Annotated in this window: 23 protein-coding genes; 17 read left to right on the top strand and 6 right to left on the bottom strand. The window is 73.8% G+C overall.

The genetic code is table 11. From position 1 onward, the window contains the following. Positions 1-16 precede the first annotated feature (16 nt). The 3 genes from GA0070622_RS31395 (at position 17) to GA0070622_RS31385 (ending at position 1,028) form a co-directional block, all read left to right on the top strand. Entirely contained in the window at positions 17-184 is a 168-nt protein-coding gene (locus GA0070622_RS31395; RefSeq protein WP_076470820.1) for a DUF4244 domain-containing protein, read from the top strand. Between the two features lie 74 nt (positions 185-258). Beyond that, the gene (locus tag GA0070622_RS31390) at positions 259-639 is read left to right on the top strand and encodes a TadE family type IV pilus minor pilin (protein ID WP_091583579.1); all 381 of its coding nucleotides are present in this window, start codon (positions 259-261) and stop codon (positions 637-639) included. After that, entirely contained in the window at positions 636-1,028 is a 393-nt protein-coding gene (locus GA0070622_RS31385; protein ID WP_091583576.1) for an Rv3654c family TadE-like protein, read from the top strand. Before GA0070622_RS31390 ends, GA0070622_RS31385 begins: the two co-directional genes overlap by 4 nt. A gap of 56 nt (positions 1,029-1,084) precedes the next feature. On the opposite strand, the gene GA0070622_RS31380 is transcribed toward GA0070622_RS31385, so the two are convergent. The 3 genes from GA0070622_RS31380 to GA0070622_RS31370 form a co-directional block, all read right to left on the bottom strand. Continuing rightward, positions 1,085-1,663: an LURP-one-related family protein gene (locus tag GA0070622_RS31380; RefSeq protein ID WP_091583573.1), complete on the bottom strand. Its 579-nt coding sequence runs from the start codon at positions 1,661-1,663 to the stop codon at positions 1,085-1,087. 258 nt (positions 1,664-1,921) lie between these two features. After that, a complete protein-coding gene (locus GA0070622_RS31375) occupies positions 1,922-2,125 on the bottom strand; it encodes a hypothetical protein (protein WP_091583570.1) in 204 nt (67 codons plus the stop codon). A 233-nt stretch (positions 2,126-2,358) separates the two neighbouring features. Continuing rightward, a complete protein-coding gene (locus tag GA0070622_RS31370) occupies positions 2,359-4,905 on the bottom strand; it encodes a DEAD/DEAH box helicase (RefSeq protein WP_245666933.1) in 2,547 nt (848 codons plus the stop codon). Positions 4,906-5,040: 135 nt separating this feature from the next. Between GA0070622_RS31370 and GA0070622_RS31365 the strand changes: the two genes are divergently transcribed. The 7 genes from GA0070622_RS31365 (at position 5,041) to GA0070622_RS31335 (ending at position 13,913) form a co-directional block, all read left to right on the top strand. Next, complete coding sequence (locus tag GA0070622_RS31365; protein ID WP_091583567.1) at positions 5,041-5,391, top strand: STAS domain-containing protein; 351 nt, start codon at positions 5,041-5,043, stop codon at positions 5,389-5,391. Beyond that, a complete protein-coding gene (locus GA0070622_RS31360; protein WP_091583564.1) occupies positions 5,391-5,828 on the top strand; it encodes an ATP-binding protein in 438 nt (145 codons plus the stop codon). The genes GA0070622_RS31365 and GA0070622_RS31360 overlap by 1 nt, the downstream gene beginning before the upstream one ends. 293 nt (positions 5,829-6,121) lie before the next feature. Beyond that, positions 6,122-8,470 carry a sodium-translocating pyrophosphatase gene (locus tag GA0070622_RS31355; RefSeq protein ID WP_091583561.1) on the top strand — a complete coding sequence of 783 codons (2,349 nt, stop codon included), beginning with the start codon at positions 6,122-6,124 and terminating at the stop codon, positions 8,468-8,470. Between the two features lie 114 nt (positions 8,471-8,584). Then, complete coding sequence (locus GA0070622_RS31350; protein ID WP_091583558.1) at positions 8,585-9,124, top strand: hypothetical protein; 540 nt, start codon at positions 8,585-8,587, stop codon at positions 9,122-9,124. After that, positions 9,115-9,723 carry a hypothetical protein gene (locus GA0070622_RS31345; RefSeq protein ID WP_091583554.1) on the top strand — a complete coding sequence of 203 codons (609 nt, stop codon included), beginning with the start codon at positions 9,115-9,117 and terminating at the stop codon, positions 9,721-9,723. The genes GA0070622_RS31350 and GA0070622_RS31345 overlap by 10 nt, the downstream gene beginning before the upstream one ends. Before the next feature lie 312 nt (positions 9,724-10,035). Beyond that, on the top strand, positions 10,036-12,849 hold the full coding sequence (topA, locus tag GA0070622_RS31340; protein WP_091583550.1) for a type I DNA topoisomerase: 2,814 nt from the start codon (positions 10,036-10,038) through the stop codon (positions 12,847-12,849). A gap of 110 nt (positions 12,850-12,959) precedes the next feature. Then, positions 12,960-13,913 carry a DUF559 domain-containing protein gene (locus GA0070622_RS31335; protein ID WP_245666932.1) on the top strand — a complete coding sequence of 318 codons (954 nt, stop codon included), beginning with the start codon at positions 12,960-12,962 and terminating at the stop codon, positions 13,911-13,913. Positions 13,914-13,975: 62 nt separating this feature from the next. Here GA0070622_RS31335 and GA0070622_RS31330 read toward each other — a convergent pair whose 3' ends face one another. Beyond that, positions 13,976-15,292, bottom strand: coding sequence for a D-arabinono-1,4-lactone oxidase (locus tag GA0070622_RS31330; protein WP_425412787.1), 1,317 nt, complete (start codon positions 15,290-15,292; stop codon positions 13,976-13,978). 219 nt (positions 15,293-15,511) lie between these two features. On the opposite strand from GA0070622_RS31330, the gene GA0070622_RS31325 reads away from it, so the two are divergent. Beyond that, positions 15,512-16,087 (top strand): TetR/AcrR family transcriptional regulator, encoded by a 576-nt coding sequence (locus GA0070622_RS31325; protein WP_091583544.1) that lies wholly within the window; start codon positions 15,512-15,514, stop codon positions 16,085-16,087. A 65-nt stretch (positions 16,088-16,152) separates the two neighbouring features. Here GA0070622_RS31325 and GA0070622_RS31320 read toward each other — a convergent pair whose 3' ends face one another. Beyond that, positions 16,153-17,361 carry an amino acid deaminase/aldolase gene (locus GA0070622_RS31320; RefSeq protein ID WP_091583541.1) on the bottom strand — a complete coding sequence of 403 codons (1,209 nt, stop codon included), beginning with the start codon at positions 17,359-17,361 and terminating at the stop codon, positions 16,153-16,155. Between the two features lie 307 nt (positions 17,362-17,668). Between GA0070622_RS31320 and tmk the strand changes: the two genes are divergently transcribed. The 6 genes from tmk (at position 17,669) to GA0070622_RS31290 (ending at position 23,602) form a co-directional block, all read left to right on the top strand. After that, entirely contained in the window at positions 17,669-19,735 is a 2,067-nt protein-coding gene (tmk, locus tag GA0070622_RS31315) for a dTMP kinase (protein ID WP_245667013.1), read from the top strand. Continuing rightward, complete coding sequence (locus GA0070622_RS31310; protein ID WP_091583537.1) at positions 19,732-21,048, top strand: DNA polymerase III subunit delta'; 1,317 nt, start codon at positions 19,732-19,734, stop codon at positions 21,046-21,048. Before tmk ends, GA0070622_RS31310 begins: the two co-directional genes overlap by 4 nt. A 150-nt stretch (positions 21,049-21,198) precedes the next feature. Then, on the top strand, positions 21,199-21,528 hold the full coding sequence (locus GA0070622_RS31305; protein WP_091583532.1) for a YbaB/EbfC family nucleoid-associated protein: 330 nt from the start codon (positions 21,199-21,201) through the stop codon (positions 21,526-21,528). Position 21,529: 1 nt separating this feature from the next. Then, on the top strand, positions 21,530-21,835 hold the full coding sequence (locus GA0070622_RS31300; protein ID WP_091583528.1) for a hypothetical protein: 306 nt from the start codon (positions 21,530-21,532) through the stop codon (positions 21,833-21,835). Then, the gene (locus GA0070622_RS31295; protein WP_091583524.1) at positions 21,835-22,503 is read left to right on the top strand and encodes a hypothetical protein; all 669 of its coding nucleotides are present in this window, start codon (positions 21,835-21,837) and stop codon (positions 22,501-22,503) included. Before GA0070622_RS31300 ends, GA0070622_RS31295 begins: the two co-directional genes overlap by 1 nt. 250 nt (positions 22,504-22,753) lie before the next feature. Further along, a complete protein-coding gene (locus tag GA0070622_RS31290; RefSeq protein WP_091583521.1) occupies positions 22,754-23,602 on the top strand; it encodes a PSP1 domain-containing protein in 849 nt (282 codons plus the stop codon). A gap of 71 nt (positions 23,603-23,673) precedes the next feature. Here the strand turns inward: GA0070622_RS31290 and GA0070622_RS31285 are convergent, their stop codons facing one another. Further along, the gene (locus GA0070622_RS31285) at positions 23,674-25,407 is read right to left on the bottom strand and encodes a metallophosphoesterase family protein (RefSeq protein WP_091583518.1); all 1,734 of its coding nucleotides are present in this window, start codon (positions 25,405-25,407) and stop codon (positions 23,674-23,676) included. Positions 25,408-25,417 lie beyond the last annotated feature (10 nt).

Here is a 25,417-nt window from a genome sequence, read left to right as displayed (position 1 = left end):
AGAAAGGACGTACGAGATGCGCAAGCTCCTCGCCCGACTGCGGGGCGACGCCGGCATGAACACCGCGGAGTACGCCGTGGGGACGCTCGCCGCGGTCGCCTTCGCCGGGATCCTGTTGAAGGTGCTCACTTCGGGGAACGTGCAGTCCGCGTTGACCGCCGTCATCGACCGGGCCCTGAAGTGACCGGACGCCGGTGGGCCGGCCGGCGGCGCGGTCGGCGTGCGGCTGCTCCGACGTCCCCGTCGGGCGACGTCGCGGTGCCGGGCCCCGGCCCGGCCGGTCGACGACGCTCGCGCGAGCGCGGATCGTTCACCGCCGAGCTGGCGGCCGGCCTGCCGGCGTTGATGCTCCTCCTCCTCGCCGGGCTCACCGCGGTCGACGCGGTCACCACCCGGGCGGCATGTCTCGATGCGGCCCGGGAGGCGGCGCTCGCCGCCGCGCGCGGCGGGTCCGGGTCGGCCGCCGGCGCCCGGTACGCCCCCGCCGGTGCGGAGGTGGCGGTGAGCGTGGCCGACGACCGGGTGACCGCGTCCGTCCGGGTACCGGTGCGGACGTTCGGGGCGCGGCTGCCCGGGTTGACGGTGTCCGGTGTCGCGGTGGCCGCCGTGGAGCCCGGGCTTCCCGGGCCCGTGCCGTGAGATCGCGGAGGCGGTCGTCGGCGTCCCGGCGGGCGTCGGACGAGCGGGGCGGCGCGACGGTGTGCCTGCTCGCGATCGGCCTGGTGTTCGTGCTCGTCGGGCTGTTCGGGGCCGGGCTCGGCGCCGCCCGGTGCGCCCGCCACCAGGCCCGCGTCGCGGCCGACTTCGGCGCACTCGCGGGGGCCGTCCGGGTGCTCGACGGTGTCGACTCCGCCTGTGCGCGGGCTGCCGCGCTGGTCTCGGCCAACGGCGGTCGGCTGGCCGGGTGCCGGGTCGACGGCCTCGACCTTGTCGTCACGGCCCAGGTGCGGGTGGCGCCGCTGCCGGGGCTGGCCCGCGTCGCCACCGCCACGTCGCGGGCGGGCCCGGTCCAGGCCGACGGGGGGTGAGACCAGCTCGGCCGGCGGCGCGGGTGACGGCCTCGCGCCGCCGGCCGGTGGAGGGGTCAGCGGGACTGGAGCGCGTCCAGGCCGATCGCCATGGCGATGACCAGACGACGGTCGATCTGCGGGTGCTGGATGTCGACGACGTACCGGTCGCGCAGGCCCCACTTCTTGTCGACCGAGAACACCGGCTGACCGCCGGCCACGAAGTCGAAGTGGTAGGGCAGCCAGGAGAGCGAGTCGACGAAGCGGCGCAGCAGCGCCACCGGCAGGCTGCGCTCCTGACCGGTCGCGGGCGGCAGGCCGGGCTGCTCGACGTGCCAGGTGGACCGCAGCAGCGACTGGGCGAAGTCCTTGCGGAACAGGCCGATCGGGGTGCCGGCGTGATCGGTCACGTCGTAGGTGGCGCCGAGGTCGAGCCGCTGGCGGGCCTTGAAGCCGAGGAGGGGGTACTGCTTGGTGTCGTCGGTGTAGATGGTCACCTGCTCCTTGAAGGCGAGCCGCTTCTGCTGCGCGAACGCGAGCAGCCCACCCTCGGAGCCGTCCGGTGCCACAGCGTGCACCTCGTACTGGTTGACCATCATCCGGATCCGCTGACGGACGATGAACCGGTGCTGGGCCTGCAGGTTGTCGAGCGACATCTGATCTCCTTCGAGGGGTCGCCGGAGTTTCGCACAGCACGGCGACCACCGCCCGCCCGCACGTCGTCACGCCCGCCCGCACGTCGTCACGCCCGCCCGCACGTCGACGCGTCCGCCCGCCCGTACGTCGACGCGTCCGTGCGCCCGCCCGTACGTCGACGCGCCCGTCCGCGCGGTCGTCCCGGGCTGTGCGCTCCGGCGGGTCGGCGCTGCCGACCGTGCCGGGGGCCGCCGGTTCGGCGAGCGGGCGGACGCGGGTCAGCGCCCGTCGACCGTGGCCTTCATGGCCCAGCTGTTCAGCACCTGGTGGATGCCGCGCAGGCGTTCGTTGATCTGTTCCAGCCGCTCCGCCTGGGCCAGGTTCGCCAGCGCCGTGCCCAGCGCGATCTGCTGGTCCGGGGTGAGGTTCTCCTGGTCGATGGTGTAGAGCAGCTCGACGGTCTCGGCGATCGTGTCGGCCACGGCGGCACCTCCGGCGGGACGGGTCTGGTTTCTCGGCGCTACCGGAATGATGTATGGAAGCGCTCCCATGCATCAATGCCCCGACGCTGCCACGCTCATGCACGCGTCCCACCCACCAGACACGGACGAGCCCCGTCCCTCATGATCGACACCGGTACGGGGATCCGGCGGGATCAGCGGCCTGTCGATACCGCCATCTCCCCGAGATGGCGGCCGGAGGTCAGGCGAACCGGTCAGTCCGGCGAGCCGGGCCCGGTGGGAGCGGGGTGGACCGTCCGTTCGCCCTGGCGAGGCAGTGAGTCGGCCCGCCCTGGGCATGGACCGTCGGACCGCTCACCCGCACCGCCGGCGGCAGCGCCGGTCGCACCGCCGGCGGCAACCCCGGTCGCACCGCCGTCCGTCGCCGTGCCGGCCGCCTCGCCGTCTGCCGCATCGCCGGCACCGGGCCCGTCCCCGCCGGCCGTGGCGAGGTTGGCGAGCACCACGTCGAGGGCCTTGACCGCCTCCGGCTTGGCCAGCGGGTTGTTGCCGTTGCCGCACTTCGGGGACTGGACGCAGGACGGGCAGCCGGTCTCGCACCCGCACTCGACGATCGCGTCCCGGGTGGCGCGCAGCCAGGCGGCGGCCGTCCCGTAGGCCCGCTCGGCGAACCCCGCCCCGCCCGGGTGGCCGTCGTAGACGAAGACGGTCGGCGCCTCGGTGTCCGGGTGCAGCGCCGTGGAGAGGCCGCCGATGTCCCACCGGTCGCAGGTCGCCATCAGTGGCAGCAGGCCGATCGCGGCGTGCTCGGCGGCGTGCAGCGCGCCCGGTACGTCCGCCGCCTCCACACCGGCTGCCGCCAGCGACCCGGGGGAGAGCGTGAACCAGACCGCGACGGTGCGCAGCTCCCGCGCGGGCAGGTCCAGCGGGCGGGTGTCGATGACCTCGCCGGTGGTGATGCGTCGCCGCTGGTAGGACACCACCTGGCTGGTCACGTCCACCTCGCCGAGGAACAGCCCGACCGGGCCGGCGTCGACGTACGAGCGGACCGAGACCACGGACAGTGAGGTGACGTCGCGGGCGTGGGTGGACCAGTCCGGCTCCTCGGCGTGCACGAGCGCGCACCCGTCGGCCAGGTCGAGGGAGTCGACCACGTAGGAGACGCCCTGGTGCAGGTAGACGGCGCCGGTGTGCAGCAGGAAGTGCGCGGACCCGCCGTCGACGGTGCCGAGCAGCCGGCCGGTGGACTCCTCCACCACGCAGACCGGGGCGCCGCCCTCGCCGCGCAGGTCGACCTCGGGGCGCTCCCGGTGCCGCCAGTACCAGCCGGTGGGCCGCTGCCGCAGCGCCCCCGCCTCGACCAGCGAGTCCACCGCCTCCTTCGCGCCCTCGCCGAACAGGTCCAGGTCGGCCGGGGTGAGCGGGGCCTCGTGCGCGGCGCAGGCGAGCTGCGGCGCGAGCACGTACGGGTTGGCCGGGTCGAGCACGGTGGCCTCGACGGGACGCCCGAACAACGCCTCCGGGTGGTGCACCAGGTAGGTGTCCAGCGGGTCGTCCCGGGCCACCAGCACCGCCAGGGCCTCGTCCCCGGAACGCCCGGCCCGGCCGGCCTGCTGCCAGAGCGACGCCCGGGTGCCCGGCCAGCCGCAGATCAGCACCGCGTCCAGCCCGACCAGGTCGACGCCGAGTTCGAGCGCGTTGGTGGAGGCGAGGCCGAGCAGGTCGCCGTGCAGCAGCGCCCGTTCCAGCTCGCGGCGTTCCTCGCGCAGGTAGCCGGCCCGGTAGGCGGCCACCCGGCCACCCAGCCCGGGCACCGCCTCGTCGAGCGACCGCCGGGCGTTCGCGGCGACCACCTCGGCGCCCCGGCGGGACCGGACGAATGCGAGCGTGCGTACCCCCTCGACGACGCTGTCGGCGAGCAGGTCGGCGGTTTCCCGCAACGCGGAGCGGCGGACCTGGACGAGGTCGGCGTCGACGGACGGGTCGGTGGGCGGCAGCAGCGGCGGTTCCCAGAGCGCGAACGTCACCCCGCCGCGCGGCGACGTGTCCTCGGTGACAGCGGTGACGGGCAGACCGGTGAGCCGCCCGGCCGCCGTCGCCGGGTCACCCGACGTCGCCGAGGCCAGGAGAAAGACGGGGGTACGCCCGAAGCGGGCGCACTGCCGCCGCAGCCGCCGCAGCACATGGGCGACGTGGGAGCCGAAGACGCCCCGGTAGGTGTGGCACTCGTCGACCACCACGTACGCGAGGCGGCGCAGGAAGCCGGACCAGTGCGCGTGCCCGGGCAGGATGCCGTGGTGCAGCATGTCCGGGTTGGTCAGCACGAACCGGGAGTGCCGGCGGATCCACTCCCGTTCGGCGCGTGGCGTGTCCCCGTCGTAGGTGGCGGGGCGTACCCCGTCCAGCTCCAGGCCGGCGACGGCGCGCAGCTGGTCGGCGGCGAGCGCCTTGGTGGGGGCCAGGTAGAGCACGGTGGCGCGCGGGTCGGCGAGCAGGGTGCCGAGCGCCGGCAACTGGTAGGCCAGGGACTTGCCGGACGCCGTGCCGGTGGCGACCACGACGTGCTGGCCCGCGTACGCCAGCTCGGCGGCCTCGGCCTGGTGCCGCCACGGGGCGGCGACGCCGCGGCGCGCGAACGCCGCCCGCAGCTCCTCGGGCGCCCAGCCGGGCCACCCGACCGGCTCGCCCGCGCGGGCCGGCACCCGCTCGACGTGGGTGACCGGGTCGGTGGCGTGCCGCAGCCGCAACCGGTGCAGCAGCTCGGCCGGCGCGCGCCGGGGGCCGGGCCTGTCGTCGGTCACGTCCTGCACTCTCGCACTGGTGTTCGGAATTGGGAACCGCAGGGTGGGGGTATGGGGAGGGCCTCGACCGGTGACCCGAGAGGTCGCACGGCGGGGATGGTTAGATGCCCAGGAGAGTTTACCGAGGAGGGGCCGATGGAGCTGTCGCTGGCGACCCGCACCGTGGGGGAGCACACGGTGCTCGAGGTCGGCGGTGAGGTGGATGTCTACACCGCCCCCCGCCTGCGGGAACGACTCCTGGAGCTGATCGACGGCGGGGCCCACCGCGTCGTCGTGGACCTGGGTCGGGTCGACTTCCTCGACTCGACCGGGCTCGGCGTGCTGGTCGGCGCGTTGAAGCGGCTGCGCGCGGCCGGCGGCTCGTTCGCCCTGGTCTGCGACAAGGAGCCGCTGCTCAAGATTTTCCGGATCACCGCCCTGGACCAGGTCTTCCCGTTGCACCCGACGGTCGACGCGGCCATCGCCGCCGACACCACCGGCGCGTGATGGCGACCGTCAAGCTGTCCTTCTCCCCGGCCCCGGTGCACGTGCGCACCGCCCGTCTGGTCGGCGTCGCGGTGGCCCGGCGGGCCGGCGTGCGCGAGGACCTGCTCGACGAGGTGCGCCTGGCCATCGGTGAGGCGTGCACCCGGGCGGTGGCGCTGCACCGGCAGTACGGGCTGGCCGAGCCGGTCTACGTGGAGATGTCCGACGGTGGCGGCTACTCGGTGCGGGTGGTGGACCGGGCCCCGATCGAGGCGGGCCTCGGGCTGGCCGCGCTCGGCCCGGACGAGCTGGCGAAGGAGTCGCTCAGCGAGGACGCGCTCACCACCGGGGTGGGCTTCGCCCTGCTCGCCGGTTTCGTGGAGGACCTCCAGGTCCGCCCGGTCGACGACGGTGTCGGCACCGAGGTCCGGATGTCCTGGCCGGCCGGCCGCGCCTGACCCGTTCCACTCGCAGGCCGCGTTCCCCGACGGGGAGCGCGGCCTCGTCGTGTCGACCGCCCTATATATCAGATTTCCTCGCATAACACAGTTACGAAGATCATCGAGACACGGTGCCCCCTCGGTGTGACCCTCACCACGCCGGAGGGCTACAGTACCCGGGTTGTCAGCAAGTGATCGCTGCCCGCAGCCAGCGGAAACGGGTGGATGGCGCGCGCTGGCGAGTTCGCATCCAGGCGTCGGCCCGTGCGTCTCCACGAGCCGGCGCGAGTGTTCGGTACAGGAGGACATAGATGTCCGGGACCTTGGCCGCCGACGGCGGCGCCCTGTCCCTTACCGGAGCCAACGTGACGTACGTCGTCATCGCCGCGGTCATCGCGCTGGTGGCGCTCGTCTTCGCGGCCGCCCTCACCAGGGCGGTCCTGGCGGCCGGTACGGGAACCACCAACATGCAGGAGATCTCCGGGGCGGTGCAGGAGGGCGCGTCCGCGTACCTGCTGCGGCAGTTCCGCACCCTGGCGATCTTCGTGGTGATCGCCGTCGTGCTGCTCTTCCTGCTGCCGGTGCACGACACCGACGGCAACGAGACCCTGGTGAAGATCGGCCGGTCGGCGTTCTTCGTGGTGGGTGCGCTGTTCAGCGCGTTCATCGGCGGCGCCGGCATGTGGCTGGCCACCCGGGCCAACCTGCGGGTCGCCGCGGCCGCCCGGGAGCGCGAAGGCGGGCGCGAGGGCGCCATGAAGATCGCGTTCCGCACCGGCGGCGTGGTCGGCTTCCTCACCGTCGGCCTCGGCCTGTTCGGCGCGGCGCTGGTCGTCATCCTGTTCCGTGGTGACGCCCCCACCGTGCTGGAGGGCTTCGGCTTCGGCGCCGCGCTGCTGGCCATGTTCATGCGGGTCGGCGGCGGCATCTTCACCAAGGCCGCCGACGTCGGCGCCGACCTGGTCGGCAAGGTCGAGCAGGGCATCCCGGAGGACGACCCGCGCAACGCCGCCACCATCGCCGACAACGTGGGCGACAACGTCGGCGACTGCGCCGGCATGGCCGCCGACCTGTTCGAGTCGTACGCGGTCACGCTGGTCGCCGCGCTGATCCTGGGCCGCGCCGCGTTCGGCGAGGACGGCCTGGTCTTCCCGCTGATCATCTCCACCATCGGCGTGCTGGTCGCGATCGTCGGCGTCTTCATCACCCGGCTGCGCACCAGCGACCGCAACGGCCTGACCGCGATCAACCGGGCCTTCTACCTCTCCGCGGTGATCTCCGCGGTGCTGGTGGCGATCGCCGCGTTCGCGTACCTGCCGGCGACGTTCGGCGAGCTGGAGGGCGGGCTGACCGACGTCGACCGCAACCCGCGGCTGGTGGCCATCGGCGCGGTCGTGATCGGCATCGTGCTGGCCGCCGCGATCCAGGCGCTGACCGGCTACTTCACCGAGACCAACCGGCGCCCGGTGCAGGACATCGGCAAGAGCTCGCAGACCGGCGCGGCCACCGTCATCCTCGCCGGCATCAGCATCGGCCTGGAGTCGGCGGTCTACTCCGCGCTGCTCATCGGCGCCGGCGTGTTCGGCGCGTTCCTGCTCGGCGGCAGCTCCATCACGCTCTCGCTGTTCGCGGTCGCGCTGGCCGGCACCGGCCTGCTCACCACCGTCGGCGTCATCGTCGCCATGGACACGTTCGGCCCGATCTCCGACAACGCGCAGGGCGTGGCCGAGATGTCCGGCGACATCGACGAGCACGGCGCGCGGACGCTGACCGAGCTGGACGCGGTCGGCAACACCACCAAGGCGATCACCAAGGGCATCGCGATCGCCACCGCGGTGCTGGCCGCGACCGCGCTGTTCGGCTCCTACACCGACACCCTGCGGACCTCGTACGCCGACGCGGGTGTGGGCGACGTCGGCACCGAGATCCTCAACGCGCTGAACGTGGCCAACCCGCGCAACCTGGTCGGCCTCATCATCGGCGCCGCGGTGGTCTTCCTCTTCTCCGGCCTGGCCATCAACGCGGTGTCCCGCTCGGCCGGCGCCGTGGTGATGGAGGTACGGCGGCAGTTCCGCGAGCTGCCCGGCATCATGGACCGCACCCAGCGGCCCGAGTACGGCAAGGTCGTGGACATCTGCACCCGGGACGCGCAGCGCGAGCTGATGACCCCCGGCCTGCTGGCCATCCTGGCCCCGATCGCGGTCGGCTTCGGCCTCGGCCCGGGCGCGCTGGCCTCCTACCTGGCCGGCGCGATCGGCGCGGGCACGCTGATGGCGGTGTTCCTGGCCAACTCCGGTGGCGCCTGGGACAACGGCAAGAAGCTGGTCGAGGACGGCGCGTACGGCGGCAAGGGCTCCGAGGCGCACGCCGCCACGGTCATCGGCGACACCGTCGGCGACCCGTTCAAGGACACCGCCGGCCCGGCGATCAACCCGCTGATCAAGGTGATGAACCTGGTCTCGCTGCTGATCGCCCCGGCCGTGGTGGCCTGGAGCGTGGGCGAGGACAAGAACCCCGCGCTGCGCATCACGATCGCCGTGGTGGCCGCGCTGATCATCGCCGCGGCGGTGGTGTTCAGCAAGCGCAAGGGCGTCGCCATGGACAACTCCGACAGCGGTGCGGGCACCCCGGACCAGCGCCCGGAGACGGTCAACGCCTGAGTGACGCGACGGTTCCCGGTCGGCCCCGGCCGGCCGGGAACCTCGTCGTCCGGTGGTCCCGTGCACGAAACCTGACCGGTGGCGGTTCCTCCCGGAGGTCGTACGCTGCAACGCATGCGTACGCGCCGGGCGGCAACCGCCGGAAAGCTCACGGTGGTCCTGGCCACGCTGGTCCTCGTCGTCGCCGGGTGCGGTGGTCCCAGCCCGCGCGCCTGGGCGGCGTCGGTCTGCCAGGCGCTCACCCCCTGGCGGGCGGAGATCTCCAAGCTCACCAGCAGCACCCAGCAGCAGATGACCGCGCAGACCACGCCGGCGCAGGCCAGGGAGAACCTGGTCCGGCTGTTCGCCGGCGCCGAACAGGCCAGCGAGACGGCCCGGCGCAAGGTCGAGGAGGCGGGCGTGCCGGAGGTCGAGCGCGGCGACGAGGTGTCGGCCGGGTTCCGCGGCTCGCTGAGCAAGATGCGGGACGCGTACGGGCGGGCCCGGGACACCATCGACGGGCTCGACACCGCCCAGGCCGGTCCGTTCTACGACGGCGTGCGCGCCGCCGTGGACACGCTGAACAAGGAGTACGACGCGAGCGCGCTGGACACCAGCAAGCTCAACTCGCCCGAACTGAAAGAGGCCTTCGACGAGGTCCCGGAGTGTCGCTGACCCCTCCCACCCCGAACCCGGCCCGCCAGCCCTCGCTCTTCTCCACCGAGGCGGCCGACCCCGCGCTGGCGGATCTCGCCGGCCTGCTCGCCGGGCCGGGCGAGGTGGTGCGGATGGGCGGCACCGCCCGGATCTCCGTGGTGGTGGACGCCGCCTGGCGGGTGCACGTGCTGGTGGCCGAGCTGGGCGCGCGGGGCGTGCCGGCGAGCTGGGAGCCGACCGGGGACGGCCGGCACCGGGTGCGCACCGCGTACTCGACCACGCTGGCGCCGCTCGCGCGGGCCTGGCTGCGCGGTGCGGCGAAGCGGCCGCCGGCCCGGTTCCACCTGGACGGGCGGCGGCTGCGGCTCTGGGCGGCGGCGGCCGGGACGGCCGAACCGGCCGGGTTCCGGCTCCGGCTCGGCCCGGACGACGAGCCCTGCTGGCCGCCGGTGCGGGCGGCGCTGGCGGCGGTCGGGCTGCCGGCCGCGTTCGTCGAACCGGGCGAGGGCGGGCCCGCGTACCGGATCGGGGGACGCCGGGTGAACCGGCTCGCGGAGCTGGTCGGGGAGCGTCCGCCGGCCGCGCCGGCGACCGAGTGGCCGGGCCCGCACGCCTGATCCACCGGCGCAACCCCACCGGCTGTCCGATCCCGGACACGCCCGGCGGTGGTTTGGGCCGGAAAACGACCGGTGCCCCTCCGCCGAGGGTGCGCGATCGTCACAGTGACCCGCCCGGCGCCCTACCCACGGTGTACGGTGGCGCCGTCCGGCAGGGTGCGGCCGGGGCGCCGGGGGAGGCGGCCCGTTTGCCGCCCACGAAACCCGGGACGCGGACGGCGCGTTACGTTGGACATCCGGACCGCCGGCGGTCCGGAGGGGCGAAACACGGCCCGAAGCGGGCATGGCGTAGGAGTGAGGTCGGGGAGAGACGTGCCGAGCAACGCTGGAACCACCCGTCTGGTCATCGTCGAGTCACCGGCGAAGGCCAAGACGATCTCGGGCTACCTCGGCCCGGGGTACGTCGTGGAGGCCAGCTTCGGCCACGTCCGGGACCTGCCCCGCAACGCCGCCGACGTGCCGGCCAAGTACAAGGGTGAGCCCTGGGCCCGGCTCGGCGTCGACGTCGACAACGGCTTCCACGCGCTCTACGTGGTCTCCGCCGACCGGAAGCAGCAGATCAGCAAGCTGGTGAAGCTGGCCAAGGAGGTCGACGAGATCTTCCTGGCCACGGATGAGGACCGCGAGGGCGAGGCGATCGCCTGGCACCTGGTGGAGACGCTCAAGCCCAAGGTGCCGGTCAAGCGGATGGTCTTCCACGAGATCACCAAGCCGGCCATCCAGGCCGCGGTGGCGAACCCCCGGGAGATCGACCGCGACCTGGTGGACGCCCAGGAGGCGCGGCGGATCCTGGACCGGCTCTACGGCTACGAGGTCTCCCCCGTGCTGTGGAAGAAGGTCATGCCGAAGCTCTCGGCGGGCCGGGTGCAGTCCGTGGCGACCCGGATCGTGGTCGAGCGGGAACGCCAGCGGATGGCGTTCCGCACCGCCGAATACTGGGACATCCTGGCCACCCTGGCGGTGGCGAAGCCGGGCGAAGGGCCGCGTACCTTCAACGCCACCCTGGTCGCGCTGAACGGCGACCGGATCGCCACCGGCAAGGACTTCGAGCCGACCACGGGCCGCGTCCGCGCCGGCGCCGGCGTGGTGCACCTCGACGAGAGCGGGGCCCGGGGGCTGGCCGCCCGCCTCGCGGACCGGCCGTTCACGGTCACCCGGGTCGAGGAGAAGCCCTACCGTCGCCGCCCGTACGCGCCGTTCATCACCTCCACGCTCCAGCAGGAGGCGGCCCGCAAGCTGCGGTTCTCGTCGCAGCAGACGATGCGCACCGCGCAGCGGCTCTACGAGAACGGCTACATCACCTACATGCGTACCGACTCGGTGAACCTGTCGGAGACCGCCATCACGGCGGCCCGCCGGCAGATCGTCGAGCTGTACGGCGAGCGCAGCGTGCCGCCGGAGCCGCGCCGGTACACCGGCAAGGTGAAGAACGCCCAGGAGGCGCACGAGGCGATCCGCCCGGCGGGGGACAACTTCCGCACCCCGGGCGACGTGGCCAAGGAGCTGTCCGCCGAGGAGTTCAAGCTCTACGAGCTGATCTGGCGGCGCACCATCGCCTCGCAGATGACCGACGCGGTCGGCTCCAGCGTCTCGGTGCGCATCCGGGCCGTCTCCTCCGCCCAGGAGGAGGCCGACTTCGGCGCCACCGGCAAGACCATCACCGACCCGGGCTTCCTGCGCGCGTACGTCGAGTCGAGCGACGACGAGAACGCCGAGGCGGAGGACGCCGAGCGGCGGCTGCCCACGCTGGTCAAGGACCAGCCGCTGACCGCCGACGAGCTGGCCGCGCAGGGCCACCACACCCAGCCGCCCTCGCGCTACACCGAGGCGTCGCTGGTCAAGGCGCTGGAGGAGCTGGGCATCGGCCGCCCGTCCACGTACGCGTCGATCATGCAGACCATCCAGGACCGTGGATACGTGGTCAAGCGCGGTCAGGCCATGATCCCGTCGTTCCTGGCGTTCGCGGTGATCGGGCTGATGGAGCGGCACTACCCGCGCCTGATCGACTACGACTTCACCGCCAGCATGGAGAACGAGCTGGACGAGATCGCCGGCGGCGACCACGCCGCCGTCGACTTCCTCACCTCCTTCTACTTCGGCAGCGCCAACGGCACCGGCGACCAGGCCATCGCGCACGCCGGCGGGCTGAAGAAGCTGGTCACCGAGAACCTCAGCGAGATCGACGCGCGCAGCGTCAACTCCATCCCGCTGTTCACCGACGACGAGGGCCGCGAGGTCGTCGTCCGGGTCGGTCGGTACGGGCCGTACCTCCAGCGCGCGCTCCCCGGCGAACAGCAGGTTTCGACGCCGGCACCCTCGGGCGAGGGCGAGGAGGGCGGCTCGCAGGGTGACCGGGCGCCGATCCCGGAGGGCCTGGCGCCCGACGAGCTGACCCCGGAGAAGGTGCACGAGCTGTTCCTCGGCGGCGGCGGCGAGCGCAAGCTCGGCGACGACCCGTCGACCGGCGAGCCGATCCTGCTCAAGTCCGGCCGGTTCGGCCCGTACGTGGCCAGCGGCGAGCGCAAGTCGTCGCTGCTGCGCTCGCAGTCGCCGGACAGCCTCACCCTCGACCAGGCGTTGCAGCTGCTCAGCCTGCCCCGGCTGGTCGGCGTGGCCCCGGACGGCGTGGAGGTCTTCGCCAACAACGGTCGCTACGGCCCGTACGTGAAGCGGGGCGAGGAGTTCCGTTCGCTGGAGTCCGAGGACAAGATGTTCACGGTCACCCTCGACGAGGCGCTGGCCCTGCTCGCCGCCCCGAAGACGCGTGGTCGTCGCGCCGCCGCGCCGCCGCTGCGGGAGATGGGTGCCGACCCGCTGACCGAGAAGCCGCTGGTGATCAAGGACGGGCGCTTCGGGCCGTACGTGACCGACGGCGAGTTCAACGCGTCGTTGCGGCGCGGGCAGACGCCGGAGGAGCTGACGCTGGAGCAGGCGTCGGAGATGCTCGCCGAGAAGCGGGCGAAGGGTCCGGCCCCGAAGAAGAAGGCCGCGAAGAAGGCCGCCCCCGCCAAGAAGACCACAGCGGCCAAGAAGACCACAGCGGCGGCCAAGAAGACCACAGCCGCCAAGAAAACCCCAGCGAAAAAGGCCGCCCCCAAGAAGGCGACCTCCACCCCGAAGGAGTGACTTTCGAGATCTTGGAAGGAAACGGCCCCTATGAGGGCCCTTTGCTTCCAAGATCTCGTGACTGTCCACAGGGGCGGCGAGGGAGTGGCGTCGGGGGGCACCGTGGGTAGGTGGGGAACTCCTGGGCGGGGATGCGGCGGGCGCTGCCGTCGGATGACGCGGACGAATTGACCTGGCTGCTCTTCCGGCAGGAGGACGTGCTCAGCCTCCAGCAGGCACGGGCGCACTTCACCCGTAGGGCGATCCGTCACCGGGTGACGACCGGCCGGTGGCGGCAGGCGCATCGCGCGGTTCTCGTCGCGCACAACGGTCCGGTCGGTCCCGCCCAGCTCCGGTGGATCGCGGTGCTGGCGGCCGGCCCCGCAGCGCTCCTGGGCGGCATGACGGCTGCTCAGGCGGGCGGGCTGCGTGGGTTCCCGGACCGGGTGGTCCATCTGCTCCTGCCCGCCACGACCCGTCGATCCCCGCTGCCGACCGGTGTCCTGGCGCACCGGACGACCCATCTGCCCGACACCGATGTGGTGCCGGTCGCGGCGCCGCCCCGAACGGCGGCGGCCCGATCGGTGGTCGACGCGGCGCAGTGGGCGTCGACCGACACGCAGGCCCGCACGATCGTCGCGGCCGCCTTTCAACAGCGGCTGGTGGGTGGTGACGACCTGCACGAGGTGGTGGAGCGGATGCCCAGGATCCGTCGCCGGCGTCTGATCCTGTCCACCGCCACCGATGCGGCCGGCGGTGCACACTCCTTCGGCGAACTGGACCTGCTCGGTCTCGTACGCGACGCCGGCCTGCCCGAACCGACGCGCCAGGTGATCCGTCGCGACTCCTCCGGCCGCCGGCGCTACCTCGACGCATACTTCGAGCAGCGGCGGGTGCACGTCGAGGTGGACGGCGGGCAGCATCTCGATCCGGCGCACGCCTGGGCGGACATGCGGCGGCAGAACGATCTGTGGGTCGAGGGCGACCGCGTGCTCCGCTTCCCCTCGTGGGTCCTGCGCGCCGATCCGACAACAGTTGTCGCCCAACTCCGCGCCGCCCTACGGGCCGCCGGGTGGCCGGGATGACGACCGGAGCAGATCTTGGAAGATGAAGGCCCTCGGGAGGGCCCTCCGCTTCCAAGATCTGATCAGGAGCCGAGGACCTGGCGCAGGTAGGGGTTCGTGAAGAGGTTGTGGGGGTCCAGGCGGGTGCGGAGGGACTGGAACGCGGCGAACTTCGGGTAGGCGGTGGCGAGGGACTCCGCGTCCCGCCAGTGCAGCTTGCCCCAGTGCGGTCGTCCGCCCAACTCGGTCGCCACCTGCTCGAACGCGCGGAAGTACGGCTCGTACGGCATCCCCACGTACTGGTGCACGGCGATGTACGCGGAGTCCCGGCCGTAGGAGTGGGACAGCCAGATGTCGTCGGCGGCGGTGAACCGCACCTCGACCGGGAACAGCACCTTGAACGGCATCCGGTCCACGATCCGGCGCAGCTCGGTCAGCGCGGTGGGCAGCGCGTCGCGGGGTAGCCCGTACTCCATCTCCACGAAGCGGACCCGGCGCGGGGTGCAGAAGACGTGGTCGGAGCGGCCGGTGTAGATGCGTTCGGTGAGCGCGCGGGCGGAGACGGCGCTGATCCGGGGCGCGAGAGCGGGCACGGCGCGGCCGAGCCGGCAGGCGCCGGCGAAGACGGTGTTGGACAGGAACTCGTCGTCCAGCCAGCCGCGCCAGCGGGGCAGCGGCCGGTCGTCGGCGGGTACCCGGTCGTTGGCCTTGACCTGCACCCGGTCGGTGTAGGGGAACCAGTAGAACTCGGCGTGGTCGTGCCGCTCGTGCAGGCCCGGGAGGTCGGCGAGCACCTCGGCGAGCGGGGCCGGCCGCTCGTGCGCGCGCAGCACGAAGGCGTCCACGCAGCGCAGCGTGACCTCGACCAGCACGCCGACCGCGCCGAGCCCGACCCGGGCGGCGTCGAACACGTCGCGGTGCTCGTCGGCCGAGCAGCGCAGCACCTCACCGGTGCCGGTGACCAGCGTCAGCGCGGTCACGAAGGTGGAGAGGCAACCGAGCCTGCCGCCGGTGCCGTGGGTGCCGGTGGAGAGCGCGCCGGCGATGGTCTGGGCGTCGATGTCGCCGAGGTTGGGCATGGCCAGCCCGTGCCCGGCGAGCAGGTCGTTGAGGGTGTGCAGCGTCATCCCGGCCGGTACGGTGACCAGGCGGCGCGCCACGTCGACGGTGACGTCGGTCTCCAGGTCGGCGAGGTCGAGCCGGTGACCGTCGGCCACGGCGGTGGCGGTGAAGGAGTGGCCGCTGCCGATCGCCCGGACCGTCCGGCCGGCGGCGCCGGCCTGGCGGACCGCCTCGGCGACGTCGTCGACCGTCCGCGGACGCGTGGTGAGGAGCGCCGTGCTGTGCTGGTTGCCGGCCCAGTTGGACCAGGCGACGGGGGTACCGGTCATGACGGCCACTCCTCGACATGAATATGAACTGAATTCATATCAGGAACGTTGTGCCTGGTAAATACCGCAATCGAGCCCGGCTCGTTGTACCGGTAGTCACAGACTCGTGACGTGCAGATATGTTCATCCGTCGAAGGGGGGTGGCGCCGAGTGTCCACACCAGCCGCCACGACCGGGCCGCTGCGTCGGGTACCGGTGCAGGGTCGAAGTGTCGCGCGGGTCCAGCGGATGCTGGACGCCTGCGCCGAGCTCGTCGACGAGGTGGGGTACGAGGGGCTGACCACGACCCTGCTCGCCGAGCGTGCCGAGGTGGCGATCGGGTCGGTCTACCAGTTCTTTCCGGACAAGCGGGCGATCGTGCAGGCGTTGACGCTGCGCACCATGGAGTCCTACCTCCAGCGGCTCGACGAGCGGTTCGCCTCCGACGACCTGACCCACTGGTGGGACGGCGTCGACGCGGCGATCGACGAGTACATCTCGATGCACCGCACCGTCCCCGGTTTCCGTACCCTGCACTTCGGCGACGTGGTCGACCTGCACCTGCTGGACGACCAGCGGGACAACAACGGCGTCATCGCGGAGCAGCTCGCCCGCGTGCTCACCGAACGGTTCGGTCTGGCCGGCGTGCCCGACCTGCGGTTCCACCTGGAGGTCGCGGTGGAGGCCGCGGACGCCCTGATCAAGCTGGCGTTCCGCCGGCGCACCGACGGCGACGAGCGGGTGCTGGTCGAGGCGAAGGCGCTCATCCGGGAATACCTGCACCGGCAGGTCGACGCTCCGACGGGGGTCGTCCACCAGGGTTGAGCGGCACGCCGAGCGGCGGGTTCTGCGAGTGCGCCGGGACCCGCCGTCGTCACGTCCCGGCCCGGTCAGAGGAAGGCCCGCCCCTCACCCCGGTAGGTGGGCACGGTCGCGACCACCGCGTCGCCCTCGACCAGGTGCACCTCGTTGACGTGCTCGCACACCTCGCCGGCCTTCGCGTGCCGGAACCACACCCGGTCGCCGACCCGCAGGTCGCTCGCGGCGTCCCCGGCCAGCGGGGTCTGCACCTCGCCCGCACCCTCGGCGCCGAGCAGCGTCAACCCGGCCGGCAGCCAGGGCCGGGGCAGCCGGCTGTCCGCCGCCGGGCCGGAGGCGATCCAACCGCCGCCGAGCACGGTGGCGATCCCCGGCGTCGGCCGGCGGACCACCGCGCAGGCGAAGAACGCCGCGGGGGTCGGCCGCCAGGCACGGTACGCGTCGAACAGCGTCGGCCCGTACAGGCCCGAGCCGGCGGTGACCTCGGTGACCGCCGGGTCCGCGCTGGTGGCGGCCACGCTGCCGGTGCCGCCGCCGTTGACGAACTCCAGGTCGGCGTGCTCGCGGACCGCGGCGACCGCCGCCGACCGGCGGGCCAGCAGTTCCCGGTACGACCCGCGCTGGGCGACCCGGATCGCCGAGCCGAGCACCGCCTTCCCGGGCGGGGCGTCGCCGAGGCCGGCGATCTGCGCCTCGTACGACATCAGGCCGACCAGCCGGAAGCCCGGCCGGCCGGCGACGGCGGCGGCGAGCGTGCCGGCCGCCCCGGCGCTGTGCACCGGGGAGCGGCGCACGCCGACGTGGACCCGACCCCGCAGCGGTCGCCAGGAGGCGTCGAGGTCGAGGCAGATCCGCAGGGCGGGGCGGCGCCCGGGCGGGCAGACCCGGTCGATCAGGTCGAGCTGCCCGGCGTCGTCGACCATCAGCGTCACCGCGTCGGCGAGGGCCGGGTCGGCGGCCAGCTCCGCGAGCGCCGCCCGGTGGGCGGTCGGGTACGCCACCAGCACGTCGTCGCTGACGCCGGTCCGGGCGAGCCAGACCGCCTCGGGCAGGGTGAAGGCCATCACACCGTGCCAGCCGGGGCGTGCGAGCGCCCGGGTCAGCAGCTCGCGGACCCGCACGGACTTGCTTGCCACCCGCAGCGGCTTGCCGCCGGCCCGGCCGACCAGCGCGTCGGCGTTGGCATCGAACGCGGAGAGATCGACCACCGCGTACGGCGGGTCGAGGTGGGCGGTCGCCCGGTCGAGACGATCGCGAAGTTCGGCACGGTCGATGGCCACGTCTGCACGCTAACTGTCTGGACGGCAATGCGAAATACCCTCGCGTCTGTCCGGGCTGCGGGCGGTGGTCCCGGCGGCCTAGGCTCGGCGAGCAGGTGAATGTCGCGGGGGGCGACGCCCTCTGCGCGACTAGAGTGTTCCACCGGGGATGCCCACATCTGGGCCGGCACGTGGAGGTACGGCCATCGAAAGCCAGAAGAACGGCGAGTCGCCCGGCGTGTCGTCGCCCGGCACACAGGCCGACCGCTCCGGGATCGCCGCCATCCGCTCGGTGCTGCGCATCCGGCCGTTCCGCCGGCTGTGGATCGTGCTCAGCGCGGCCTCCTTCGGCGACTGGCTCGGCCTGCTCGCCACCGCGCTCTTCGCCGCCTCGCAGGTGTCCGGCAGCACCGCCCAGGGCGCGGCCTTCGGCGGCGTGACCGCCATCCGGCTGCTGCCGGCGCTGGTGCTCGGCCCGGTGGCGGGCGTCTTCGCCGACCGGTTCGACCGGCGGTGGACGATGGTCATCTGCGATCTGCTGCGCTTCGTGCTCTTCGCCTCGATCCCGCTCTACGCGCTCACCGGCGCGGCCGGCGGCCTGGTGGTCGGCTGGGCGCTGATCGCCACCTTCCTGATCGAGTCGATCACCCTGATGTGGATCCCGGCCAAGGAGGCGGCGGTCCCCAACCTGATCCCGCGTACCCGGCTGGAGGCGGCCAACCAGCTCACGCTGATCACCACGTACGGGCTGACCCCGGTGGCCGCCGCCGTCGCGCTGGCCGTGCTCGACCGGGGCGTACGCGGGGCGGTCGGTGGTGACCTGCCCGACTGGGCCGAGCCGGCCCAGCTCGCGCTCTGGTTCAACGCCTTCTCCCGGCTGGCCACCGCGCTCGTGGTGGCGTTCGGGATCAAGGAGATCAGCGAGGCCCAGCGCGGCGAGGGGGAGCGCGCCGAGCAGAGCATGTTCCGCCAGTTCGCCGAGGGCTGGAAGTTCATCGGCCAGACGCCGCTGGTGCGGGGCCTGGTGCTCGGCATCTTCGGCGCCTTCGCCGGCGGCGGCATCGTGGTCGGCACGGCCAAGTTCTTCGCCAACTCGCTCGGCGCCGGCGACGCCGCGTTCTCGCTGCTCTTCGGCGCGATCTTCGTCGGTCTGGCGCTCGGCATCGGGCTCGGCCCGATGATCGTGCGGGACATGTCCCGCCGCCGCTGGTTCGGCATGAGCATCGTGCTGGCCAGCGCGTCCGTGCTGGTGCTCGCGTTCGCCATCCACCTGTCCATGGCGATCGTCGGCGCGATCCTGGTCGGCGCCGGCGCCGGCATGGCGTTCCTGGCCGGCACGACGCTGCTCGGCGGCGAGGTCGCCGACGAGGTGCGCGGCCGGGTCTTCGCGGTGGTGCAGATCGGCACCCGGCTGGTGCTGATCCTGGCCATCGCGCTGAGCAGCCTCCTGGTGGGCGTCGGCGGCTCCCGCCAGCTCACCATCGCCGACCTGGGCATCTCCATCTCGTCGACCCGGCTGCTGCTGCTCGCCGCCGGCGCGGCCGGCATCTTCGCCGGGATCAGCGCGTTCGGGCAGATGGACGACAAGAAGGGCGTACCGGTCCTCGCCGACCTCTGGGGCTCGATCCGGGGCCGCCCGCTGATGCCGGCCGAGCCGTTCGTCTCCAGCGGCCTGTTCGTGGTCTTCGAGGGTGGCGAGGGTGCCGGCAAGTCGACCCAGCTCGCGGCGCTCGCCGAGCGGCTGCGCGGCCAGGGCCGGGACGTGGTGGTCACCCGCGAGCCGGGCGCCACCGGGGTCGGCGAACGGATCCGTTCGCTGGTGCTGGGCACCACCCACGACGACGCGCCGTCGCCGCGCGCCGAGGCGCTGCTCTACGCCGCCGACCGCGCCCACCACGTGGCCACCGTGGTCCGCCCGGCGCTGGTCCGCGGCGCGGTGGTGGTCAGCGACCGCTACGTCGACTCGTCCCTCGCCTACCAGGGCGCCGGCCGGACGCTGCCGGTCGACGAGGTCTCCTGGCTCTCCTCCTGGGCCACCGGCGGCCTCAAGCCCGACCTGGTGGTCCTGCTCGACGTCGACCCGCGCACCGGTCTGGGCCGGGTGGAGTCCCGCAACGAGGGCGCCGACCGGCTGGAGGCCGAGTCGCTGGCGTTCCACGAGCGCGTCCGCTACGCCTTCCTCGACCTGGCCGCCGGCGACCCGAAGCGCTACCTGGTGCTGGACGCCTCCCGGCCGGTCGAGGAGATCGCCGACGCGGTCGCCCGGCGGGTGGACGAGTTCCTGGTCGATCCGGCCGCGATCGTGCACCCGCGCCCGGCGCAGGGCCCGGACACCTCGGTCCAGCCCGAGTTATCCGACGCGGAGCTGGTGACGATGGAGCAGACCCGCCGATGACGGACGTCTTCGGCGACCTGGTCGGGCAGGACGAGGCGGTGGCGACGCTCCGGCGGGCCGCCGCCTCGGCCGCCGCGCTGCTGCGTGCCGCCGCGCCCGTCGCGGCCCACGCGGGCGCACCGGCCGGCGCCGGGGACCCCGAGGGGCACGACGACCTCGACGCGCTCGCCGAGGAGTTCGACGAGCCCGGCGCGGACGGCCCGGTGGCTCCCCCCGCCGCCGACCCGGGCGCCGGGATGACCCACGCCTGGATCTTCACCGGGCCGCCCGGGTCCGGCCGGTCGGTGGCCGCCCGCGCCTTCGCCGCCGCCCTCCAGTGCGTCCACGGCACCGGATGCGGTCGCTGCCCGGGCTGCCACACCACGTTGGCCGGCACGCACGCCGACGTCCGGCTGGTGGTGCCCGAGGGGCTCTCCATCGGCGTCGGCGAGATGCGCGCGCTGGTGCTGCGGGCGGCGAGCACGCCGTCCGGCGGCCGGTGGCAGGTCGTCATCATCGAGGACGCCGACCGGCTGACCGAGGCCGCCGGCAACGCGCTGCTCAAGGCGGTCGAGGAGCCGCCACCGCGTACCGTCTTCCTGCTCTGCGCCCCCTCGACCCACCCGGACGACGTCTCCGTGACCATCCGCTCCCGGTGCCGGGTCGTGCCGCTGCGCCAGCCGCACGCCGGCGCGGTGGCCGAGGTGCTGGTCCGCCGGGACGGCATCGCGCCGGACGTCGCCGAGTGGGCCGCGGCGGCGGCGCAGGGGCACGTGGGCCGGGCCCGGCGGTTGGCCCGCGACCCGGAGGCGCGGCAGCGGCGGGACGCCGTGCTCGCGGTGCCGCGCCGGCTCACCGGCGTGGGCGCCGCGTTCGACGCGGCCTCGGCGCTGATCGAGGCCGCCGAGGCGGAGGCCGCCGCCTCGGTCGCGGAGGCCGACGAGGCGGAGCGGGCGGCGTTGCAGACCGCGCTCGGCGCGGGCGGCACCGGCCGGGGCGCCGCCGGCGCCATGCGGGGGGCCGCCGGCCAGCTCAAGGACCTGGAGAAGCGGCAGAAGTCGCGGGCCACCCGGGCCCAGCGGGACGCGCTGGACCGGGCGCTCGTCGACCTCGCCGGGTTCTACCGGGACGCGCTCACCATGGCGCTGCGGGCGCCGGTCGCCCCGGTGCACACCGACACCGCGGCGCTGGCCGGGGCCGGTGCGCAGAAGTGGGAGGCCGAGGGCGCGCTGCGCCGCCTGGAGGCGGTGCTCGAGTGCCGGGCGGCGATCGAGGCGAACGTCAAGCCGCGGATCGCGGTGGAGGCGATGATGCTGTCCCTCTGGCGGGGCTGACCCCACCCCACCCCGGGCCTGTCCACAGGGCATCGACAGGCGCGATTGACGTGCGGTACGGTCCGGTGATGCCGTGGTGACGAAGGCGGCACGCTCAGTAAGGGCGACGCCGGGGGCCGGCGCCGCCGACCGGCCGGGAGGAGTCCGCCGATGCCGCGGGGGGAGATCGACGAGGCCTGGGTCGAGGAGGCGGTGCGGCGCTACCGCCGCATCGAGACCCTGCAGGCCGAGTTCGACCAGGCGGTGGCCACGGTCGAGGTCACCGTCCGCTCACCCGACGGGCTCGTCGAGGTGGTGGTGACCGCTGGGGGGCGGATCACCGACGTGCGCTTCCTCGGCCCGCTGCACCAGCGCAGCCCGCGCGACGTGGCCGGCTCGGTGCAGGCCGCGGTGACCGCCGCCGCCGACGCGGCGCAGTGGGCCCGGGAGAAGCTGCACAACGAGACCTTCGCGGCCTACCGGCCGCTGGCGGGAGCCTGACATGGAGACGCTGCGCGCGCTCGCCGCCCGCCTCGACGAGGCCGGCGCGACCCTCGCCACGCTGGCCCGCACGGTGACCGCCACCGACCCGCCACACCCCGCGTTCGGCGCCCACGCCGCCGGCCGGCCCGGTGAGGTGGGGCGCGCGCTGCACCGGCAGTGGACCGCCGCCACCGCCGACCGGGCGCGCGAGGCCCAGGCCGCCGCCAACCGGCTGGCCGCCGCCGCGGCCGCCCTGCGCAGTGCCGCCGACCGTTACGCGGCGGCCGACGACGCGGTGGCCCGCCGGCTGGCCCGGGAGGCCTGATGGACGCGCTCGACCGCCTGGCAGAGCCGGGCCTCGACCTGCTCGCCCGGGTCGACGCGCTGCTCGCCGCCGGCGCGCCCGAGGGGCACCGGCTCTGGCCGTTGCTGCGCCGGATGCAGGTCCTCCCCGGTGCGGCCGTGCGCGAGTTCCTCGACCTGCACCCCGCGCCGCTGACCGGCGCCGGCCACGCCGTGCGCCGGCTCGTCCGGGGCTACGACGACACCTGCGCCCTGCTCACCGACCAGGTCGCCTGGTCCGGGTCGGCCGCCGCGGCCTACGACGAGGCCCGTGGCGCACTGCTGCGGCACCTCGACGAGGGGCCGGAGAGCCTGGTCGGGCGGCTGGAGTCCACCGCGGGCTACGCCGACGCGCTGGCCGGCTGGGTGGAGAGCAGCCGGGCCGCCCTGGCCCGGGTGCTCGCCGAGGTGCTGGGTTCGGCCGAGGCGGTCACCGTGCACGCGGCCGGTCGGCCGGGCGGCGAGGCGGGCCGGGTCGGGGCGTCGGCGGCGGCGGAGATCGCCACCCGTGTGCTCTCGGTGCTCGGGGTGGCCTACGACGGCGCCGAGACGCTGCTGCGCCAGTGGGGGCCGAGCCTGGCCGAGACGACCTGGCGGGACCGGTCCGCCACCGCGCCGCGCTACGGCGGCACCACCCGGATCGGCTACTGACGGTCCACGGCGTCGCGCGCCGATCCGGCCGTGGCCGGGCACCGGCGGCGACGCCGTGGCCTTCCCCTGCACCCCCCGCAGGTATGCCTTCACTCAACGCGGTCGGCCGGGGTTTGTCCCGCACCCGGCCCAGGATTCAGCCGTCCGGGCGAGGCGCGGGAGGCGTTTCGGTCGGGTCGATCGGGATGGATCGCTGCGCCGGGTGACCGGACGGCGACCGGTCGGCGTACCTCCGCGTAGGGTGGGGCGCATGGGCATGCTCTGCGCGGTCAGCTTCAACCGGTACGGGCGCCTCTACTACCTGGACCCGGGCGAGCTGCGTCCGCAGGTGGGCGACCGGGTGCTGGTGCCCACCGACGAGGGGCCCGAGGTGGCCGAGTGCGTCTGGGCCGCGCAGTGGGTCACCGAGGACACCGAGGGTTTCCCCAAGCTGGCCGGGCTGGCCGGCGACGACGACATGCGCCGCGACGAGCTGCTGCGCCGGCGCAAGGCCGAGGCGAAGGTGGCCGCCAAGCGGCTGATCCGTGAGCACGGCCTGCCGATGAAGGTGGTCGCCGTCGACCACGTGCTCGCCACGCCGGAGAACGGCAGCGACCGCACCACGATCTACTTCACCGCGCCGCACCGGGTGGACTTCCGCTCGCTGGTGCGCGACCTGGGCGCGACGCTGCACTGCCGGGTCGAGCTGCGGCAGCTCTCCGCCCGCGACTCCGCGCGGGTGCAGGGCGGCATCGGCTCCTGCGGGCGCGACCTGTGCTGCGCCACCTTCCTCACCGACTTCGAGCCGGTGACGATCCGGATGGCGAAGGACCAGGACCTGCCGCTCAACCCGCTACGGATCTCCGGCGCGTGCGGGCGGCTGATGTGCTGCCTGAAGTACGAGCACCCGCTCTACCAGCGGTTCCAGGAGTCCGCCCCGGCGGTCGGCAGCCGCGTCTCCACCCCCGAGGGCGAGGGCAAGGTGGTCGGCCACAGCGTCCCGCGGGACGCGGTGACGGTCCGGCTGGACGCCGACGGCTCCCGCTGCCAGTGCAGCCGCGCCTCCGTCTGCGCCCCCCGCCAGGCCCACGACCAGCACTACAACACCCCCTCCTCCTAGGTGTTGACCATGAAGTTGGCGGCAAAGTTGATCGCTTTCCGTGCCGCCAACCTCATGATCAAGGCGCTTGGTCAGCGGAGGGTGACGGGGGGTTCGGCCAGGCGAGGGGTCAGGGGGGTCTTCGGGGTCAGCCAGGGGGCGGTGGGGGAGTCGTCCGGGTTGAGCTGCCAGGCGTGGGCCACCCGGTCCAGGGCGATCGGGTAGATGGTCAAGGTGCCGTCCGGGTCGATCCGGAACCGGAGGAACGCCTTCGAGTCCTCAATGCCCTGGGCGGCGAACAACTCGTTCAGGTTGACCCCGAACGCGCCCGCCACCAGCAGGTAGAGCGCCACGACCTGGCTGGCGACCAGCCCACTCGCCGGACCGTAGAGGACGACTGCGGCGACCGCCGGCCACGGCCACGGCCAGTCGTAGAACGGCAGGTGCAGCCAGACCCAGGTGCCACCGGCCGCCAGCGCCACCTGCGCCACCCCGTGTGTCACGCCGAGGATCCAGTGCCGGGCGTGCCGTTTCCCGCCCGCGCTGGGTGGCTTGGCGAAGAACGCCGCACCCAGCAACGTCACCACCAGCATCGCCACCAACGGCACGCTGAACAGCCGCTGCGCGGTGGAGTCGGCCCGCTGCGCGGCCACCCCGGCCATCGCCAGCATGAGCAGCGTGTGCACCGTGCCGAGCAGCGTGGTGAAGCCCGGGTTCCGGAACGGCAACCGGCCGAAGATGCCCCAGCCGTACCGCCGGGAACGGGCCCGGTCCGGGTAGCGGGCGGCCAGGTCGTACTCGCGGGTGCGGCTGGCGCGCCGGGTGAGCGTGTCGCGCGGCGGCACCTCCAACCGCTCCGGCAGGTGGTGGGTGGGGTAGAGGTAGGCGCCGCCGCCACCGCAGGTGATGAGCTGCCGCTCCGGGCCGGCGTAGCGGGCGTAGTGGTGCAGGTCGCCGGAGACCAGCACCCGTACCTGCGCCCCGGTGGGCGCGACGATGGTCCGGATGAAGTAGTCGATCGAGTCGTACGCGTTGGGGTGGTCGACGGCCTTGACCCACGTCGGCGCCGGCACCGCCAGGATCACCTTGGACCGCGGGGTGAGCTTGCGGGCGACCTGGTCGAAGTAGGTGAGCTGCGGATCGTCCAGGTACGACCCGGACTGGTCGTCCAGGCCGAGCAGCCACCAGTCCGCCGGCAGTTCGACAGCGAAGTACGAGCGGGACTGGCCGGTGCCCCAGCCGGCGAAGTGCCGGTCCCGGGAGCGCACGAACAGCCGCAGGAACGCGGTGAGTCCGTCGTACCAGTCGTGGTTGCCCGGCACCGCGAAGAGCGTCGGCCGCTCCGGTGGGGCGACCGGCAACGCGGCCTGGTAGGGACCCTTGCACCGGTCCTCGTACGCCTCGTAGCCCGCCGACGGGTAGACCTGGTCGCCGCCCATCACCAGCGTCTGCGCGCGGGGCAGCCGGTGCCCGTCCACCGTCAGCTCCGGCTGGGCCAGCAGGTACGCGATCGAGTAGGTGGCGTCGAAGCCGTCCCCCAGGTCGGCCACGTAGTCGAGCCAGAGCCCGCCGTCCGGCCCGACCTGCCGGAACGTGTCGTCGCCGAAGGCGTTCTGCAGCTCACGCTTGTCCAGGTACGCGCCGAACAGCATGGCGAGCAGCGTCCGCAGGCCGGTGCTGATCAGCAGCAGCGGCGCGAGCCAGGGGACCGGTGGGCGCGGGGTGAAGCCCAGCTCCCGGGGGTCCATGCTCAGCGGGCGGCGGGAGGCCCGCTCGCCCGGGTGCGCCGCGGGGGACGGTCGGGGTGGTTCGTGGTCCTCGCTCACCCGCCGCAGG

The sequence above is a fragment of the Micromonospora sediminicola genome (assembly GCF_900089585.1).
Taxonomy (GTDB): Bacteria; Actinomycetota; Actinomycetes; order Mycobacteriales; family Micromonosporaceae; genus Micromonospora; species Micromonospora sediminicola.
Note: the sequence above shows the minus strand (reverse complement) of the source record. Positions and strands in the feature narration are given on the sequence as shown.

Coding starts and splice junctions, on each gene's coding strand:
- GA0070622_RS31395 (WP_076470820.1), top strand. CDS start 17: ATGCGCAAGCTCCTCGCCCGACTGCGGGGCGACGCCGGCATGAACACC.
- GA0070622_RS31380 (WP_091583573.1), bottom strand. CDS start 1,663: ATGTCGCTCGACAACCTGCAGGCCCAGCACCGGTTCATCGTCCGTCAG.
- GA0070622_RS31365 (WP_091583567.1), top strand. CDS start 5,041: ATGGAGCTGTCGCTGGCGACCCGCACCGTGGGGGAGCACACGGTGCTC.
- GA0070622_RS31360 (WP_091583564.1), top strand. CDS start 5,391: ATGGCGACCGTCAAGCTGTCCTTCTCCCCGGCCCCGGTGCACGTGCGC.
- GA0070622_RS31355 (WP_091583561.1), top strand. CDS start 6,122: ATGTCCGGGACCTTGGCCGCCGACGGCGGCGCCCTGTCCCTTACCGGA.
- GA0070622_RS31350 (WP_091583558.1), top strand. CDS start 8,585: ATGCGTACGCGCCGGGCGGCAACCGCCGGAAAGCTCACGGTGGTCCTG.
- GA0070622_RS31325 (WP_091583544.1), top strand. CDS start 15,512: ATGCTGGACGCCTGCGCCGAGCTCGTCGACGAGGTGGGGTACGAGGGG.
- GA0070622_RS31310 (WP_091583537.1), top strand. CDS start 19,732: ATGACGGACGTCTTCGGCGACCTGGTCGGGCAGGACGAGGCGGTGGCG.
- GA0070622_RS31305 (WP_091583532.1), top strand. CDS start 21,199: ATGCCGCGGGGGGAGATCGACGAGGCCTGGGTCGAGGAGGCGGTGCGG.
- GA0070622_RS31300 (WP_091583528.1), top strand. CDS start 21,530: ATGGAGACGCTGCGCGCGCTCGCCGCCCGCCTCGACGAGGCCGGCGCG.
- GA0070622_RS31295 (WP_091583524.1), top strand. CDS start 21,835: ATGGACGCGCTCGACCGCCTGGCAGAGCCGGGCCTCGACCTGCTCGCC.
- GA0070622_RS31290 (WP_091583521.1), top strand. CDS start 22,754: ATGGGCATGCTCTGCGCGGTCAGCTTCAACCGGTACGGGCGCCTCTAC.